We start from the raw sequence: 13,783 nt of genomic DNA on the forward strand, positions 1-13,783 counted from the left end.
CTTCCGCCCCGCCCGCAACACCCTTGCCTGGCCCGGCCGGAACTCCTGCCGCCGCGCCTGCGGGCAGCCCGCTGCCGTCCGGCCTGGCCGAGGCACTGAAGCGTGACAGCGCAGGCCTGGTGGCCGCCGTCGTACAGCAGTTCGACACCAACGAGGTGCTGATGCTGGGCTGGATGGATGACGAAGCACTGCACCGCACCATGACCACCGGCCGCGTGACGTTCTACTCCCGCTCCCGCCAGGAATATTGGCGCAAGGGGGACACCTCCGGGCACGTGCAATGGGTTAAGTCCGTCGCCATGGACTGCGACGGCGACGCACTGCTGGTGCGCGTGGACCAGGTAGGCGCCGCGTGTCACACCGGCACCCGCACCTGCTTTGACGGCAGGGACCTGGCCGTCACCACAGGCCAGGCAGTCTGAGGATTTCCTCCCTGCCACTTCCGGCCTGCTGCCGAACCGCAGCCAGGTCATTCCCTGAAACCCGGCAGGCACCGGCCGGACCGGCGTCGACGTGAACCGGCTTCCACCAGAACAAGCCCCTATGAGAACAGGCGGAGAAGCATAGCCATGCAGGACCTTGGAACCATCAGCCCAAGCCTCGAGGAGTTCCGGGAACTGGCCGGCCACAGCCGCGTCATCCCTGTCCGGCTCAAAGTACTCGCCGACGCCGAGACACCCATCGGGTTGTACCGCAAGCTCGCCCAGGGCCAGCCCGGGACGTTCCTGATGGAGTCCGCAGCCGTGGGCGGGGCCTGGTCCCGCTACTCCTTCATCGGCGCGCGCTCACGGGGCACCTTGACCACCAAGGACGGCAACGCGCACTGGCTGGGGGAGCCGCCGGTGGGGGTGCCGGTGGGAGGCAGCCCCGTGGACGCCATCCGCGACACCATCGAAGCACTCCGCACTGACAGGTTCGATGGCCTGCCGCCCTTTACGTCCGGCCTGGTGGGTTTCCTCGGCTGGGAAACGGTACGGCACTGGGAACGCCTGGTCAGCCCGCCGGAGGATGACCTGCAGCTGCCGGAGATGGCACTAAACCTCGTCACGGACATGGCCGTCCACGACAACGTCGACGGCACGGTGCTGTTGATCGCCAACGCCATCAACTTCGATGACAGCTCCGAGCGTGTGGACGATGCCTGGCACGACGCCGTCGCCCGGGTCAAGGCACTGCTCACCAAGGTCAGCACGCCGGTGGCCCAGCCCGTCTCAATCCTGGCCCCCGCCGCGCTCGACTTTGCCTCCAGCGTCAGGGAACGCTGGGACGAAGCCGAGTACCTGGCCGCCCTGGACCGGGGCAAGGAGGCCATCGTGGACGGCGACGTGTTCCAGGTGGTCATTTCCCGGCGCTTTGAAATGGAGTGCAACGCCTCAGCGCTGGACGTCTACCGGGTCCTGCGCAACACCAACCCCAGCCCGTACATGTACATCTTCAGCCTCGAAGACGCAGACGGCCGGGAATACTCCATCGTGGGTTCTTCACCCGAAGCCCTCGTTACCGTCACCGGTGAAGAAGTGATCACGCACCCCATCGCCGGCTCCCGCCCCCGCGGCAAGACGGTGGAAGCGGACAAGGCCCTGGCCGAGGAACTGCTCGCGGACCAGAAGGAACGCGCCGAGCACCTGATGCTCGTCGATCTCTCGCGCAACGACCTCTCCAAGGTGTGCGTCGCGGGGACGGTGGACGTCACTCAGTTCATGGAAGTGGAGCGCTTCAGCCACATCATGCACCTGGTGTCCACTGTGGTGGGCCAGCTTTCGCCGCGGGCCAGGGCCTATGACGTGCTGAAGGCCACCTTCCCGGCCGGCACCCTGTCCGGCGCCCCGAAACCCCGCGCCCTGCGGCTCCTGGATGAGCTCGAACCGCACCGCCGCGGCATTTACGGCGGCGTTGTGGGCTACCTCGACTTCGCCGGCGACATGGACATGGCCATCGCCATCCGCTCCGCGCTGCTGCGCGAAGGCCGGGCCTACGTGCAGGCCGGCGGCGGCATCGTGGCTGATTCGGTCAACCCCACCGAAGCCCTCGAAACCGTGAACAAGGCCGCCGCCCCGCTCCGCGCCGTGCACACCGCCGGCTCACTGCAGGACATCTCCGTGGACTCACTTCCCGGCAGGACCGACTCCTGATGCCCGGTGGCCCCCGGAACGCCGAACCGGCAGCCGGGCAGGAGGGGACGCCGGGGAAGCGGCCGGCCACCCCGGCGTGGGCCCGCAAGTCCACGCTGGTCCTGCTGGTGGCAGTCCTGGCACTGGCGGTTTTCGGCACCACCACCCAAACATGGATGACGGTGACACTGGATCCCAACCAGGTGGGCCACGCCGGTGCCGCCCAGACAGCTTTGGAGGTGCAGGGCAGCAAAGCCGCCACGGCCGTCACCGCGCTGGCCCTCGTGGCCCTCGCCGGCGGACTGGCAGCAGCCATCGCGGGCCGGATCGCCCGGTGGATCATCACCGGCATTATCCTCCTGGCCTCGGCAGGCATCGTGGCCGCCGCCGCTACCGTCCTGGCCGATCCGCTGGCAGCAGCCCAAGGGTCCATCGCTGCCGCCACCGGCATCACGGGCAGCCAGGCGCAGGTGGCCGTCAGCGCTTTCCCGGTCCTCGCCGTCGTCGCCGGATGCCTGCTGGCCCTTGCGGCCCTGCTGGTCATTCCGGCCAGCCGGTACTGGAACACCCGGACCAAATATGACGCACGGGCCGCCGGGGGCGCGGCCGCAACGTCAGGACCCGTTGACGAAATCGACAGCTGGGACCGGCTCTCCCGCGGAGACGACCCCACGTAAACAGGCCACTGGCTTCCCCGGCCCGCCCGGCGGGACCGCCGATACCCGGCTGGCAGCCAAAAAATGGCAGAATGTAAGCAGTATCCACCCTGAGGAGATTTTCCATGAGCAAAGCACCTGCGTCCGTTTCCAAGTCAGGCACCCGCACGGTGGCCCCCGGCGCCATTGACCACAGCCAGGAACTCGGCCACGGCAACAGCCCCGCGGCCTGGACCTGCGTCATCGTGATGCTGGTGGGCGCACTCATCGCGTCAATCGCCTTCGTGATCGCCAGCACGCCCATCTTCATCGCCGGAGCCGGCGTTATGGTCATCGGCCTCATCCTCGGTTACATCATGCGCAAGGCAGGCTACGGCGTCGAAGGCAGCAAGCTCAAGAACTCCGGCCACTGATGGCAACTGTTCTCGATGACATCAACGCCGGTGTCAGGGAGGATATGGACGCCCGGAAACGCCTCGTTTCCCTGGCTGAACTGAAGGACCTGGCCCAGGGCGCCGCACCCGCGCGCGACGCCTGGGCTGCGCTCGGCGGCACGTCACCGACGCGTGGGCAGCTGAAAGTCATAGCGGAGATCAAACGCCGCAGCCCGTCCAAGGGTGACCTCGCAGCCATCGGCGATCCCGCTTCCCTCGCACGGCAGTATGCCGACGGCGGGGCCTCCGTTATCAGCGTGCTCACCGAACAGCGCCGCTTCAAGGGGTCCCTCGCGGACCTGGACGCCGTGCGCGCCGCCGTGGACGTGCCCTTGCTCCGCAAGGATTTCACGCTCGACGAATACCAGATCTGGGAAGCCCGCGCCCACGGCGCGGACCTGATCCTGCTGATCGTGGCGGCACTCTCAGACGCGCAACTGAGCGAATTCTCGGCGCTGAGCCGGGAGCTGGGCATGAACGTGCTCGTGGAAACGCACACCGAAGAGGAAATCGAGCGCGCCGTCGCGGCCCAGGCCCGCATCATCGGAGTGAACGTGCGAAACCTCAAGACGCTCGACGTCGACCGTTCCGTTTTCGCGTCCCTGGCGGGCTTGATTCCGGCTGAGTCGCTCGTGGTCGCCGAGTCCGGCGTCCGCGGCGTGGAAGACGTGGCGCACTACGCCGCCAGCGGCGCCAACGCCGTCCTGGTGGGGGAGGCCCTGGTCAGCCACTCCACCCCGCGCGAGCGGATCGCGGAGTTCACGGCAGCCGGGGCAGCCGCCATCGCCGCCCGAGGCTGACGCAATGCCCCTGGACACGGAAGCGCGGACGGGGGCTGCCTGCCGCCTGGCGGATACTGGTCCGGCCCACGGGCCGCACCACCACACTTACTGAACGATCAACTGGAACAGGACGGGACTGATGGCCGACGCACCTTCAGGAAACGCTGACAACAACGCCGCCGAAGCATTCCTGCAGGGCGGCTCCCTGAAGCACGCCCCGGGGCCGTACTTCGGCAGCTACGGGGGGCGCTGGATGCCCGAGTCCCTCATTGCCGCCCTGGACGAGCTGGAAGAGACGTTCGACAAGGCCAAGGACGATCCCGACTTCCGGGCCCAGATCGCGGACCTGAACAAGAACTACTCCGGCCGGCCCTCGCTGCTCACCGAAGCGAAGCGTTTCTCGGAGCATGCCGGGGGAGTCCGCATCTTTCTCAAGCGCGAGGACCTGAACCACACCGGTTCCCACAAGATCAACAACGTCCTGGGCCAGGCGCTCCTGGCAAAGCGCATGGGCAAGACGCGTGTCATCGCTGAGACGGGCGCCGGCCAGCACGGCGTGGCCAGCGCCACCGCAGCCGCCCTGATGGGTCTCGAATGCGTGGTGTACATGGGGGCCGAAGACTGCCGGCGCCAGGCACTGAACGTTGCCCGGATGGAACTTTTGGGTGCCACCGTGATCCCCGTGACCAGCGGCTCGCAGACCCTCAAGGACGCCATCAACGACGCCCTCCGCGACTGGGTGGCGAACGTCCACAACACCCACTACCTCCTGGGCACGGCCGCCGGTGCGCACCCGTTCCCGGCGATGGTCCGCTACTTCCACGAAGTCATCGGAGAGGAAGCCCGCGCCCAGATCCTGGACCAGGCCGGCCGGCTGCCGGACGCCGTGTGTGCCTGCATCGGCGGCGGCTCCAACGCCATCGGCATCTTCCACGGCTTCCTCGACGACCCGTCAGTGAAGATCTACGGGTTCGAAGCCGGTGGCGACGGCGTCGACACCGGCCGGCACGCAGCCACCATCACGCTCGGCAAGCCCGGCGTGCTGCACGGCGCCCGTTCCTACCTCATGCAGGACGACGACGGCCAGACCATCGAGTCCCATTCCATCTCCGCGGGCCTGGACTACCCGGGCGTCGGCCCGGAGCACTCCTACCTCTCGGACATCGGACGGGTCAGCTACGAACCCATCACCGATGCCGAAGCCATGGAAGCCTTCCGGCTCCTGTGCCGCACCGAAGGCATCATTCCCGCCATCGAGTCCTCGCACGCCCTGGCCGGGGCCATCAAGGTGGGCCAGCGGCTGGCGGACGAGGCCTCAGCCGCCGGCGAAACCGCGGAGGACAAGATCGTGATAGTGAACCTTTCCGGCCGCGGCGACAAGGACGTGGCCACCGCAGCCGAATGGTTCGACCTGTTGGACAAGAATTCCGCCGAGTCGGAGATCGGCAAAGAGGGGGAGCAGCTGTGAGCACTGCACAGACCATCAGCAAGTCGGCCGCGGCCATCGACAAGGCCCGCGCTGAAGGCCGTGCCGCCCTCATCGCCTACCTGCCGGCGGGCTACCCGAGCGTGGAGGAATCCATTGCCGCCGGCATCGCAGCGGCCCGCAACGGCGCCGACCTGATCGAAATCGGCATCCCGTACTCCGACCCCGTCATGGACGGCCAGGTCATCCAGGCAGCCACCACGGAGGCGCTGGCCAAGGGCTTCCGCGTCAGCCAGGTATTCGACGTGGTGGCCGGCATCACCAGCAAGACCGACGCCGCCGTCCTGGTGATGACCTACTGGAACCCGGTCATCCGCATGGGCGTGGATGAGTTCTCCCGGCGTCTGTCCGAAGCGGGCGGAGCCGGGCTCATCACCCCGGACCTGATCCCCGACGAGGCAGCCGAGTGGTTGGAAGCCTCGGACAAGTACGGCCTGGACCGGGTGTTCCTGGTGGCCCCGTCCTCCACCACCGAACGTATGCAGCGCACCGTGGATGCCAGCCGGGGCTTCGTCTACGCAGTGTCCATCATGGGCGTCACCGGTGCCCGCTCATCGGTGAGCTCCGCCGCGAAGGATGTTGTGGCCGCAGCACATGCTGCCGGCGCCGAGCGCGTGTGCGTGGGGCTCGGCGTCTCCAACGCCGGGCAGGTCCGCGAGATCGCTGCCTACGCCGAAGGCGTCATCGTGGGCACCGCCCTGGTGAAAACCCTGGGCGACGGCGGCGTGGACGGCGTCGCCGCCCTCACCAAGGACCTCAGCACTGGCCTGGCCAGGGAAACCGGCCTGGCCGGGGAAGAAGCCTGATCCATGCAGACGCTCCTTCAGGCCGCTGCCCTGGTGCCCGCCAGCATTCCCAGCCCGGACTGGTCCGGATTCGACATTCCACTGCCATGGGGAACGCTGCGCATCCACGCTTACGCCCTGTGCATCCTGGCCGGCATTGTGGTGGGCCTGTGGCTGACCTCCGTCCGCTGGGCAAAGCGCGGCGCACCTGAAGGCAGCGTCTGGGACATTGTTGTCTGGGCCATTCCCTTTGGCATCATCGGCGGCCGCCTGTACCACGTGGTCTCATCCCCGGATGCCTATTTCGGACCCGGGTTCGACGGCACCGGCGACCTCTCGCTGATCCCGCAGATCCAGCGCGGCGGCCTGGGCATCTGGGGTGCCGTGGTCCTCGGTGCCGTCGGCGCCTGGATCGGCTGCCGCCGCAGCGGCGTCAAGCTCAGCGCCTTCCTCGACGCTGCCGCGCCCGGGCTGCTGCTCGCCCAGGCCGTCGGCCGCTGGGGCAACTATTTCAACCAGGAACTCTTCGGCGGGCCCACCACCCTGCCCTGGGGGCTGCAGGTCGACGCAGACAACCCCAACTTCCCCGCGGGAGTTGCCGCGGACACCCTGTTCCACCCCACGTTCCTGTATGAATCGCTCTGGAACCTGGCCGGCGTCGTCATCCTGCTTGCCCTGGACCGCAAGTTCAACTTCCGCCGCGGCCGGCTGTTCTGGCTCTACGCCATGTACTACACGCTGGGCCGTGTCTGGATCGAAGCCATGCGCATCGACGACGCCGAGCAGATTTCCCTTTTCGGCATCACCACCAGGCTGAATGTCTGGACCAGCATCTTCGTTTTCCTGGCGGCACTGACGGCGTTCATCCTGCTGGGGCTGAAGAAGCGGACCGGGCCGGACACGGTGTACCTTCCGGGCCGGGAACCGGCGGAAAAACAGGCCGGCAAGGACGTCACAGGCACGCCAGATTCGGTCCGTGATACGGACCCCGTTGTCTCAGATAGTGAAGCGCGTGATAATCTCCCTGAGAACAAAAGCGGATCCCGGCATGCTCCCGTTCCCACGGAAGAGGCCGAGGCTGCGCCGGCCGGCCCCAAACCGGAACGGGACGCAACCGCTGCCGGAAGCTCCGGCAGCACAGCCACAGGAACCGCGCCGGACGCCGGCGCTGCAAAGTAGCGCACGGCCAGGCAGGGCAGCAGAGCCACCGCTCGAAGCTCACAAACACCACAGCGTCGTGGCATCGGGGCCGCCCCGGTCAGCTTAGAGCAGCTGGCTGGTGTTGCCCGGGGCAGGGGCCTGCGTAACTGTTAGTTCAGCAGGCCACGCTGACCTACAATTTCCAGTAAGTAACACTTTGTTGTGCCCATATGTGCGGCGCCCGACGAGTGGGGCCAACGGTGTCCCTTCCATACGCACGATCAGGAGGAAGGACGTCTCCCATGACCCAAACTCTTCACACTCCCAGCTGGTCTGAACCGGATCAGCCTCAGGCTGCCATGTCGCCGTTCAAGCGCTTCGCGGCCTTGCCGGAGGCAGCCGGGCTCTACAACCCGGAGCAGGAGAAGGATGCCTGCGGTCTTGCGATTATCGCCACCCTCCGCGGTGAGCCTGGCTACGACATCGTGGACGCCGCCCTCACCGCCCTGCGCAACCTCGAGCACCGTGGTGCCGTGGGCGCGGACGAAGGCACCGGTGACGGCGCAGGCCTCCTCATGCAGATCCCGGACGAGTTCTTCCGGGCGGTCACGGAGTTCGAACTTCCCGCCCCCGGCCAGTACGTTGCCGGTACCGCCTTCCTTCCCGCCGAGCAGCGCGAAGCCGACGCCGCCAAGGCCGGCATCGAGGGCCTCGCAGCCGACGAAGGCCTGAAGGTCCTCGGCTGGCGTGAAGTGCCGGTTGTCGCCGACCTCGTCGGTGCCATGGCGCGTGCCTGCATGCCCTACTTCTCCCAGCCCTTCCTGGCATCTGCCACCGGCGAGGAACTGGACCGCAACGAACTGGACTCCCGCGCCTGGCGGATCCGCAAGCGGGCCCAGAACAAGTTCGGTGTGTACTTCCCGTCGCTGTCCTCCCGGACCATCGTCTACAAGGGCATGCTCACCACCGCGCAGCTGGAGCCGTTCTACCCGGACCTCTCGGACAAGCGGTTCAAGACCAAGCTGGCGATCGTCCACTCGCGCTTCTCCACCAACACCTTCCCGTCCTGGCCGCTGGCCCAGCCGTTCCGCACCATCGCCCACAACGGTGAAATCAACACCGTCAAGGGCAACCGGAACTGGATGCGTGCCCGCCAGTCGCAGCTCGCCAACCCGCTGCTGGGGGACTCCCCGGAAGAGCTGTACCCCATCTGCACCCCCGGTGCGTCCGACTCCGCGTCCTTCGACGAGGTTGCCGAGCTGCTCTGGCTCTCCGGTCGCCCCATCACGCACTCGATCATGATGATGATCCCCGAGGCCTGGGAAAACCACGCCACCATGGATCCGGCACGGCGTGCGTTTTACGAGTACCACTCCCTGCTGATGGAACCGTGGGACGGCCCGGCGGCTGTGTCCTTCACCGACGGCAACCTCGTGGGCGCCACCCTGGACCGCAACGGGCTTCGCCCGGGCCGCTTCTGGATCACCGAAGACGGCCTGATCGTGTTCGCCTCCGAGGTAGGCGTGATCGACGTCGAACCCTCCAAGGTGGTCAAGAAGGGCCGTGTGTCCCCGGGCAAGATGTTCCTGGTGGACACCGAGTCGGGCCGCATCATCGACGACGAAGAGGTCAAGGCCGAAGTGGCCGCCGCCAACCCGTGGGCGGAGTGGGTCAAGGACAACCTGATCGACCTCAATGACCTCCCCGAGCGCGAGCACGTGGTCCACACGGCCGCGTCCGTGAACATCCGGCAGCGGACCTTCGGCTACACCACAGAAGAGCTCAAGATCCTGCTCGGCCCGATGGCCCGCACGGGCGCCGAGCCCCTCGGCGCCATGGGTTCGGACACCCCGGTGGCTGTGCTGTCCAAGCGTCCGCGCCTGCTCTTCGACTACTTCGTGCAGTCCTTCGCGCAGGTCACCAACCCGCCGCTGGACGCCATCCGTGAAGAGCTCGTCACGTCGCTGACCTGTGCCATCGGACCCAACGGCAACCTCCTGGACACCAAGCAGGTCCGCCAGCCCCAGGTGCAGCTGCCCTTCCCGGTGATCAACAACGACCAGCTGGCCAAGATCGCCAACATCGAGGACGCCGACGGCAACCGCGTGGCCATGAAGGTCCGCGGCCTGTACCGCCCCGAAGGCGGCGAGAACGCGCTCCGTGCCCGGCTCACCGAGATCTGCGAGCAGGTTTCCGGCGCGATCAACCGCGGGGTCCAGTACATCGTGCTGTCCGACCGTGACTCCAACGCGCAGTGGGCACCCATCCCGTCCCTGCTGCTGGTCAGCGCCGTCCACCACCACCTGCTGCGCAGCGCCAACCGCACCAAGACCGCCCTGGTGGTCGAGGCCGGCGACGTCCGCGAGACACACCACGTGGCTGTCCTGATCGGCTACGGCGCCTCCGCCGTCAACCCGTACCTGGCCATGGAATCCGTGGAGCAACTCATTGCTGCCGGCGACGTCACCGGTGTCACCCCGCAGGACGGCGTCTACAACCTCATCAAGGGCCTGGGCAAGGGCGTCCTGAAGATCATGTCCAAGATGGGCATCTCCACGGTGGCTTCCTACACCGGCGCCCAGACGTTCGAAGCACTTGGCCTGGGCCAGGAGCTGGTGGACGAATTCTTCGCCGGCACCCACTCCCAGCTCGGCGGTGTGGGCCTGGACGTGATCGCGGCTGAAGTTTCCGCGCGGCACCAGATGGCTTACCCCGAGGGCGGCATCGAGCAGCCCCACCGCCCGCTGCTGGGCGGCGGCGAGTACCAGTGGCGCCGCGACGGCGAGCCGCACCTCTTCAATCCGGAGACCGTCTTCCGGCTGCAGCATGCCACGCGTGAGCGGCGGTATGACATCTTCAAGTCCTACACCAAGGGTGTGGACGACCAGTCCCAGAACCTGATGACCCTGCGCGGCCTGCTCAAATTCAAGAATGAGCGTCCCGCTGTTCCGCTCGAGGAAGTGGAGCCGGTCTCCAGCATTGTCAAGCGGTTCTCCACGGGTGCCATGAGCTACGGCTCCATCTCCCAGGAGGCCCACGAGACGCTGGCCATCGCCATGAACCAGCTGGGCGGCAAGTCCAACACCGGTGAAGGCGGCGAGGACGTGGAACGGCTGCTCGACCCCAAGCGCCGCTCAGCCGTCAAGCAGATCGCGTCCGGCCGGTTCGGCGTCACCAGCCTCTACCTGACCAACGCGGACGACATCCAGATCAAGATGGCGCAGGGAGCGAAGCCCGGCGAAGGCGGCCAGCTGATGGCGCAGAAGGTCTACCCGTGGGTGGCCCGGACGCGGCACTCGACCCCCGGCGTCGGACTCATCTCCCCGCCCCCGCACCACGACATCTACTCCATCGAGGACCTGGCGCAGCTGATCTATGATGCCAAGCGCGCCAACCCCTCGGCCCGCGTGCACGTCAAGCTCGTCTCCGAGGTGGGGATCGGCACTGTGGCGTCCGGGGTGACCAAGGCGAAGGCCGACGTCGTGCTCGTTTCCGGCCACGACGGCGGAACCGGCGCCTCGCCGCTGAACTCGCTCAAGCACGCCGGTGTCCCGTGGGAGCTCGGCCTGGCCGAGACGCAGCAGACGCTGATGCTCAACGGCCTGCGCGACCGCGTGGTGGTGCAGGTGGACGGCCAGCTGAAGACCGGCCGGGACGTTGTGATCGCTGCGCTGCTCGGCGGCGAGGAGTTTGGCTTCGCCACGGCACCGCTGGTGGTGGAAGGCTGCATCATGATGCGCGTCTGCCACCTGGACACCTGCCCCGTGGGCGTTGCCACCCAGAACCCGGAACTGCGGGCCCGCTTCACCGGCAAGCCTGAGTTCGTGGTCAACTTCTTCGAGTTCCTCGCTGAGGAGGTCCGCGAGATCCTCGCCGAGCTGGGCTTCCGCAGCCTCGAAGAAGCCATTGGCCACGCCGAGGTCCTCGACGCCCGGGAAGCGATCGACCACTGGAAGGCCGACGGCCTGGACCTGGATCCGATCCTGCACGGGCTGGAGTTCGACGACGATGCCCCGCTGCGGAACATGACCGGCCAGAACCACGAGCTGGACAAGCACTTCGACCAGCGGCTCATCACCATGGCCACCGAGGCCCTCACGGACCGCAGCCCGGTCAAGATCTCCGTTGACGTGATCAACACCGACCGTTCGGTGGGCACCATGCTGGGCCACGTGGTCACCAAGACGTTCGGCACGGACGTCCTGGCCACGGACACCATCGACGTGACCCTGAGCGGCACCGCCGGCCAGTCCCTGGGCGCCTTCCTGCCCGCAGGCATTACCCTGCGGCTGTACGGCGACTCGAACGACTACGTGGGCAAGGGCCTCTCGGGCGGACGCATCATTGTCCGGCCGGACCGCACCAACGTGTTCAAGGCTGAGACCAACGTCATTGCCGGCAACGTGATCGGCTACGGCGCCACCAGCGGTGAGATGTTCCTGCGCGGCCAGGTGGGCGAACGCTTCCTGGTGCGCAACTCGGGTGCCACCGCCGTCGTCGAAGGCATCGGCGACCATGGCTGCGAGTACATGACGGGCGGCCAGACGCTGATCATCGGCCGCACCGGCCGCAACTTCGGCGCCGGAATGTCCGGCGGCACCGCCTACGTCCTGGACCTGGACACTGCCAAGGTCAACAAGGACGCCCTGCAGTCCGGTGAACTCCAGCTCCGCGAGCTGGACGCCGAGGACCGCGACATCGTGCACGGCCTGCTGGTCAAGCACGTTGAAGAAACTGACTCCCAGCTGGCCGCGCGACTCCTCGAGAACTTCGATGACACCGCCGCCCGCATTACCAAGGTGCTGCCGCGCGACTACGCGGCCGTGCTGCAAACCCGCCTCGACGCCATCGAAGAGGGCCTTGACCCCGACGGCGAAGAAGTGTGGTCTCGAATCCTGGAGGTAACCGGTGGCTGATCCACGCGGATTTTTGAAAGTACGTCAGCGTGAAACCCAGCCGCGCCGTCCCGTTCCGGTCCGCATCATGGACTGGAAGGAAGTGTACGAGGCACAGGAAAAGGGCACGCTGAAGGCCCAGGCGGGCCGATGCATGGACTGTGGCGTCCCGTTCTGCCACCAGGGCTGCCCGCTGGGGAACCTGATTCCCGAGTGGAACGACCTCACCTGGCGGGACAAGGGCGAGGAAGCCATTGAGCGCCTCCACGCCACCAACAACTTCCCGGAGTTCACCGGCCGCCTGTGCCCCGCCCCGTGTGAGGCATCCTGTGTGCTGGGAATCAACCAGCCGGCGGTGACCATCAAGCAGGTGGAAGTCTCAATCATCGACGAAGCCTGGGACAACGGCTGGGTCGGCCCCCTGCCGCCCGCACGCCTGACAGGTAAGACCGTTGCCGTCGTCGGCTCCGGCCCCGCCGGACTGGCCGTTGCGCAGCAGCTGACCCGCGTGGGACACACCGTGGCCGTATATGAGCGCGACGACAAGATCGGCGGCCTGCTGCGGTACGGCATCCCCGACTTCAAGATGGAAAAAGAGCAGGTTGACCGGCGCATCGAACAGATGAAGTCCGAAGGTACCCGCTTCCGCACCGGCGTCAACGTGGGCACGGACGTGACCTGGGAGCAGCTGCGCAGGCGCTATGACGCCGTCGTAGTCTGCACCGGTGCCACCGTTCCGCGTGACCTGCCCATCCCGGGCCGGGACCTCAACGGTGTCCACTTCGCCATGGATTACCTGGTGCCCGCCAACCGCGTGGTGGCGGGGGAGTCCATTGAGAACCAGATCCACGCGCAGGGCAAACATGTGGTGATCCTGGGCGGCGGCGATACCGGAGCGGACTGCCTGGGCACCGCCCACCGCCACGGCGCCGCCTCGGTAACCACCCTGGCCATCGGCAAGCAGCCGCCGGCAGAACGTGCCAGCCACCAGCCCTGGCCGACCTTCCCTACGCTGTTCGAAGTGGCCAGCGCCCACGAGGAAGGAGGCGAGCGGACCTACCTCGCCTCCACCGTGGAGTTCGTTGGCGAAAACGGCCAGCTGACCGGCGTGAAGGTTGCCGAGACGGAATTCGTCGACGGTAAGCGCCTGCCCAAGGCGGGTACAGAGCGGATCATCCCCGCCGACCTGGTGTTCCTGTCCCTGGGCTTCACCGGCGCAGAGCCTGCCGGGATCACGGAGCAGGTCCACGCCGAATTCGACGGACGCGGCAACGTGTCCCGAGACGGTTACTACATGACGAACACGGAAGGCGTTTTTGTGGCGGGCGACGCCGGCCGCGGACAGTCCCTCATCGTGTGGGCCATCGCCGAAGGGCGCGCCGCAGCGGCCGCCGTGGACAAGTACCTGATGGGCAGCACCATCCTGCCCGCACCCGTGGCGCCCACCGACCGCGCCATCGCCGTCCTCTAGCGCTGCACCGAGGGTTCACCTCT

Annotated in this window: 10 protein-coding genes; all 10 read left to right on the forward strand. The window is 67.1% G+C overall.

Features of this window, described 5'->3' with window-relative positions:
• Positions 1-23 precede the first annotated feature (23 nt).
• The 10 genes from hisI to BACI348_RS09325 all read left to right on the forward strand — a co-directional run bounded on the left by hisI (position 24) and on the right by BACI348_RS09325 (position 13,760).
• Complete coding sequence (gene hisI / locus BACI348_RS09280; protein ID WP_159829960.1) at positions 24-422, forward strand: phosphoribosyl-AMP cyclohydrolase; 399 nt, start codon at positions 24-26, stop codon at positions 420-422.
• Between the two features lie 147 nt (positions 423-569).
• Positions 570-2,132, forward strand: a complete 1,563-nt coding sequence (locus tag BACI348_RS09285; RefSeq protein ID WP_159825164.1) for an anthranilate synthase component I — start codon at positions 570-572, stop codon at positions 2,130-2,132.
• On the forward strand, positions 2,132-2,788 hold the full coding sequence (locus BACI348_RS09290) for a Trp biosynthesis-associated membrane protein (RefSeq protein WP_159825166.1): 657 nt from the start codon (positions 2,132-2,134) through the stop codon (positions 2,786-2,788). Before BACI348_RS09285 ends, BACI348_RS09290 begins: the two co-directional genes overlap by 1 nt.
• A gap of 104 nt (positions 2,789-2,892) precedes the next feature.
• The gene (locus BACI348_RS09295) at positions 2,893-3,180 is read left to right on the forward strand and encodes an HGxxPAAW family protein (protein ID WP_159825168.1); all 288 of its coding nucleotides are present in this window, start codon (positions 2,893-2,895) and stop codon (positions 3,178-3,180) included.
• Positions 3,180-4,001 (forward strand): indole-3-glycerol phosphate synthase TrpC, encoded by an 822-nt coding sequence (gene trpC, locus BACI348_RS09300; RefSeq protein WP_159825170.1) that lies wholly within the window; start codon positions 3,180-3,182, stop codon positions 3,999-4,001. Before BACI348_RS09295 ends, trpC begins: the two co-directional genes overlap by 1 nt.
• A 121-nt stretch (positions 4,002-4,122) precedes the next feature.
• On the forward strand, positions 4,123-5,451 hold the full coding sequence (gene trpB / locus BACI348_RS09305) for a tryptophan synthase subunit beta (RefSeq protein ID WP_159825172.1): 1,329 nt from the start codon (positions 4,123-4,125) through the stop codon (positions 5,449-5,451).
• On the forward strand, positions 5,448-6,275 hold the full coding sequence (trpA, locus tag BACI348_RS09310; RefSeq protein WP_159825174.1) for a tryptophan synthase subunit alpha: 828 nt from the start codon (positions 5,448-5,450) through the stop codon (positions 6,273-6,275). Before trpB ends, trpA begins: the two co-directional genes overlap by 4 nt.
• A gap of 3 nt (positions 6,276-6,278) precedes the next feature.
• Complete coding sequence (gene lgt, locus BACI348_RS09315; protein WP_159825176.1) at positions 6,279-7,433, forward strand: prolipoprotein diacylglyceryl transferase; 1,155 nt, start codon at positions 6,279-6,281, stop codon at positions 7,431-7,433.
• Positions 7,434-7,696: 263 nt separating this feature from the next.
• Positions 7,697-12,310 carry a glutamate synthase large subunit gene (gene gltB, locus BACI348_RS09320; protein WP_159825178.1) on the forward strand — a complete coding sequence of 1,538 codons (4,614 nt, stop codon included), beginning with the start codon at positions 7,697-7,699 and terminating at the stop codon, positions 12,308-12,310.
• Complete coding sequence (locus BACI348_RS09325; protein WP_159825180.1) at positions 12,303-13,760, forward strand: glutamate synthase subunit beta; 1,458 nt, start codon at positions 12,303-12,305, stop codon at positions 13,758-13,760. The genes gltB and BACI348_RS09325 overlap by 8 nt, the downstream gene beginning before the upstream one ends.
• Positions 13,761-13,783: the final 23 nt, after the last annotated feature.

Source organism: Arthrobacter sp. 9AX (assembly GCF_902506095.1).
Lineage (GTDB): Bacteria > Actinomycetota > Actinomycetes > Actinomycetales > Micrococcaceae > Arthrobacter.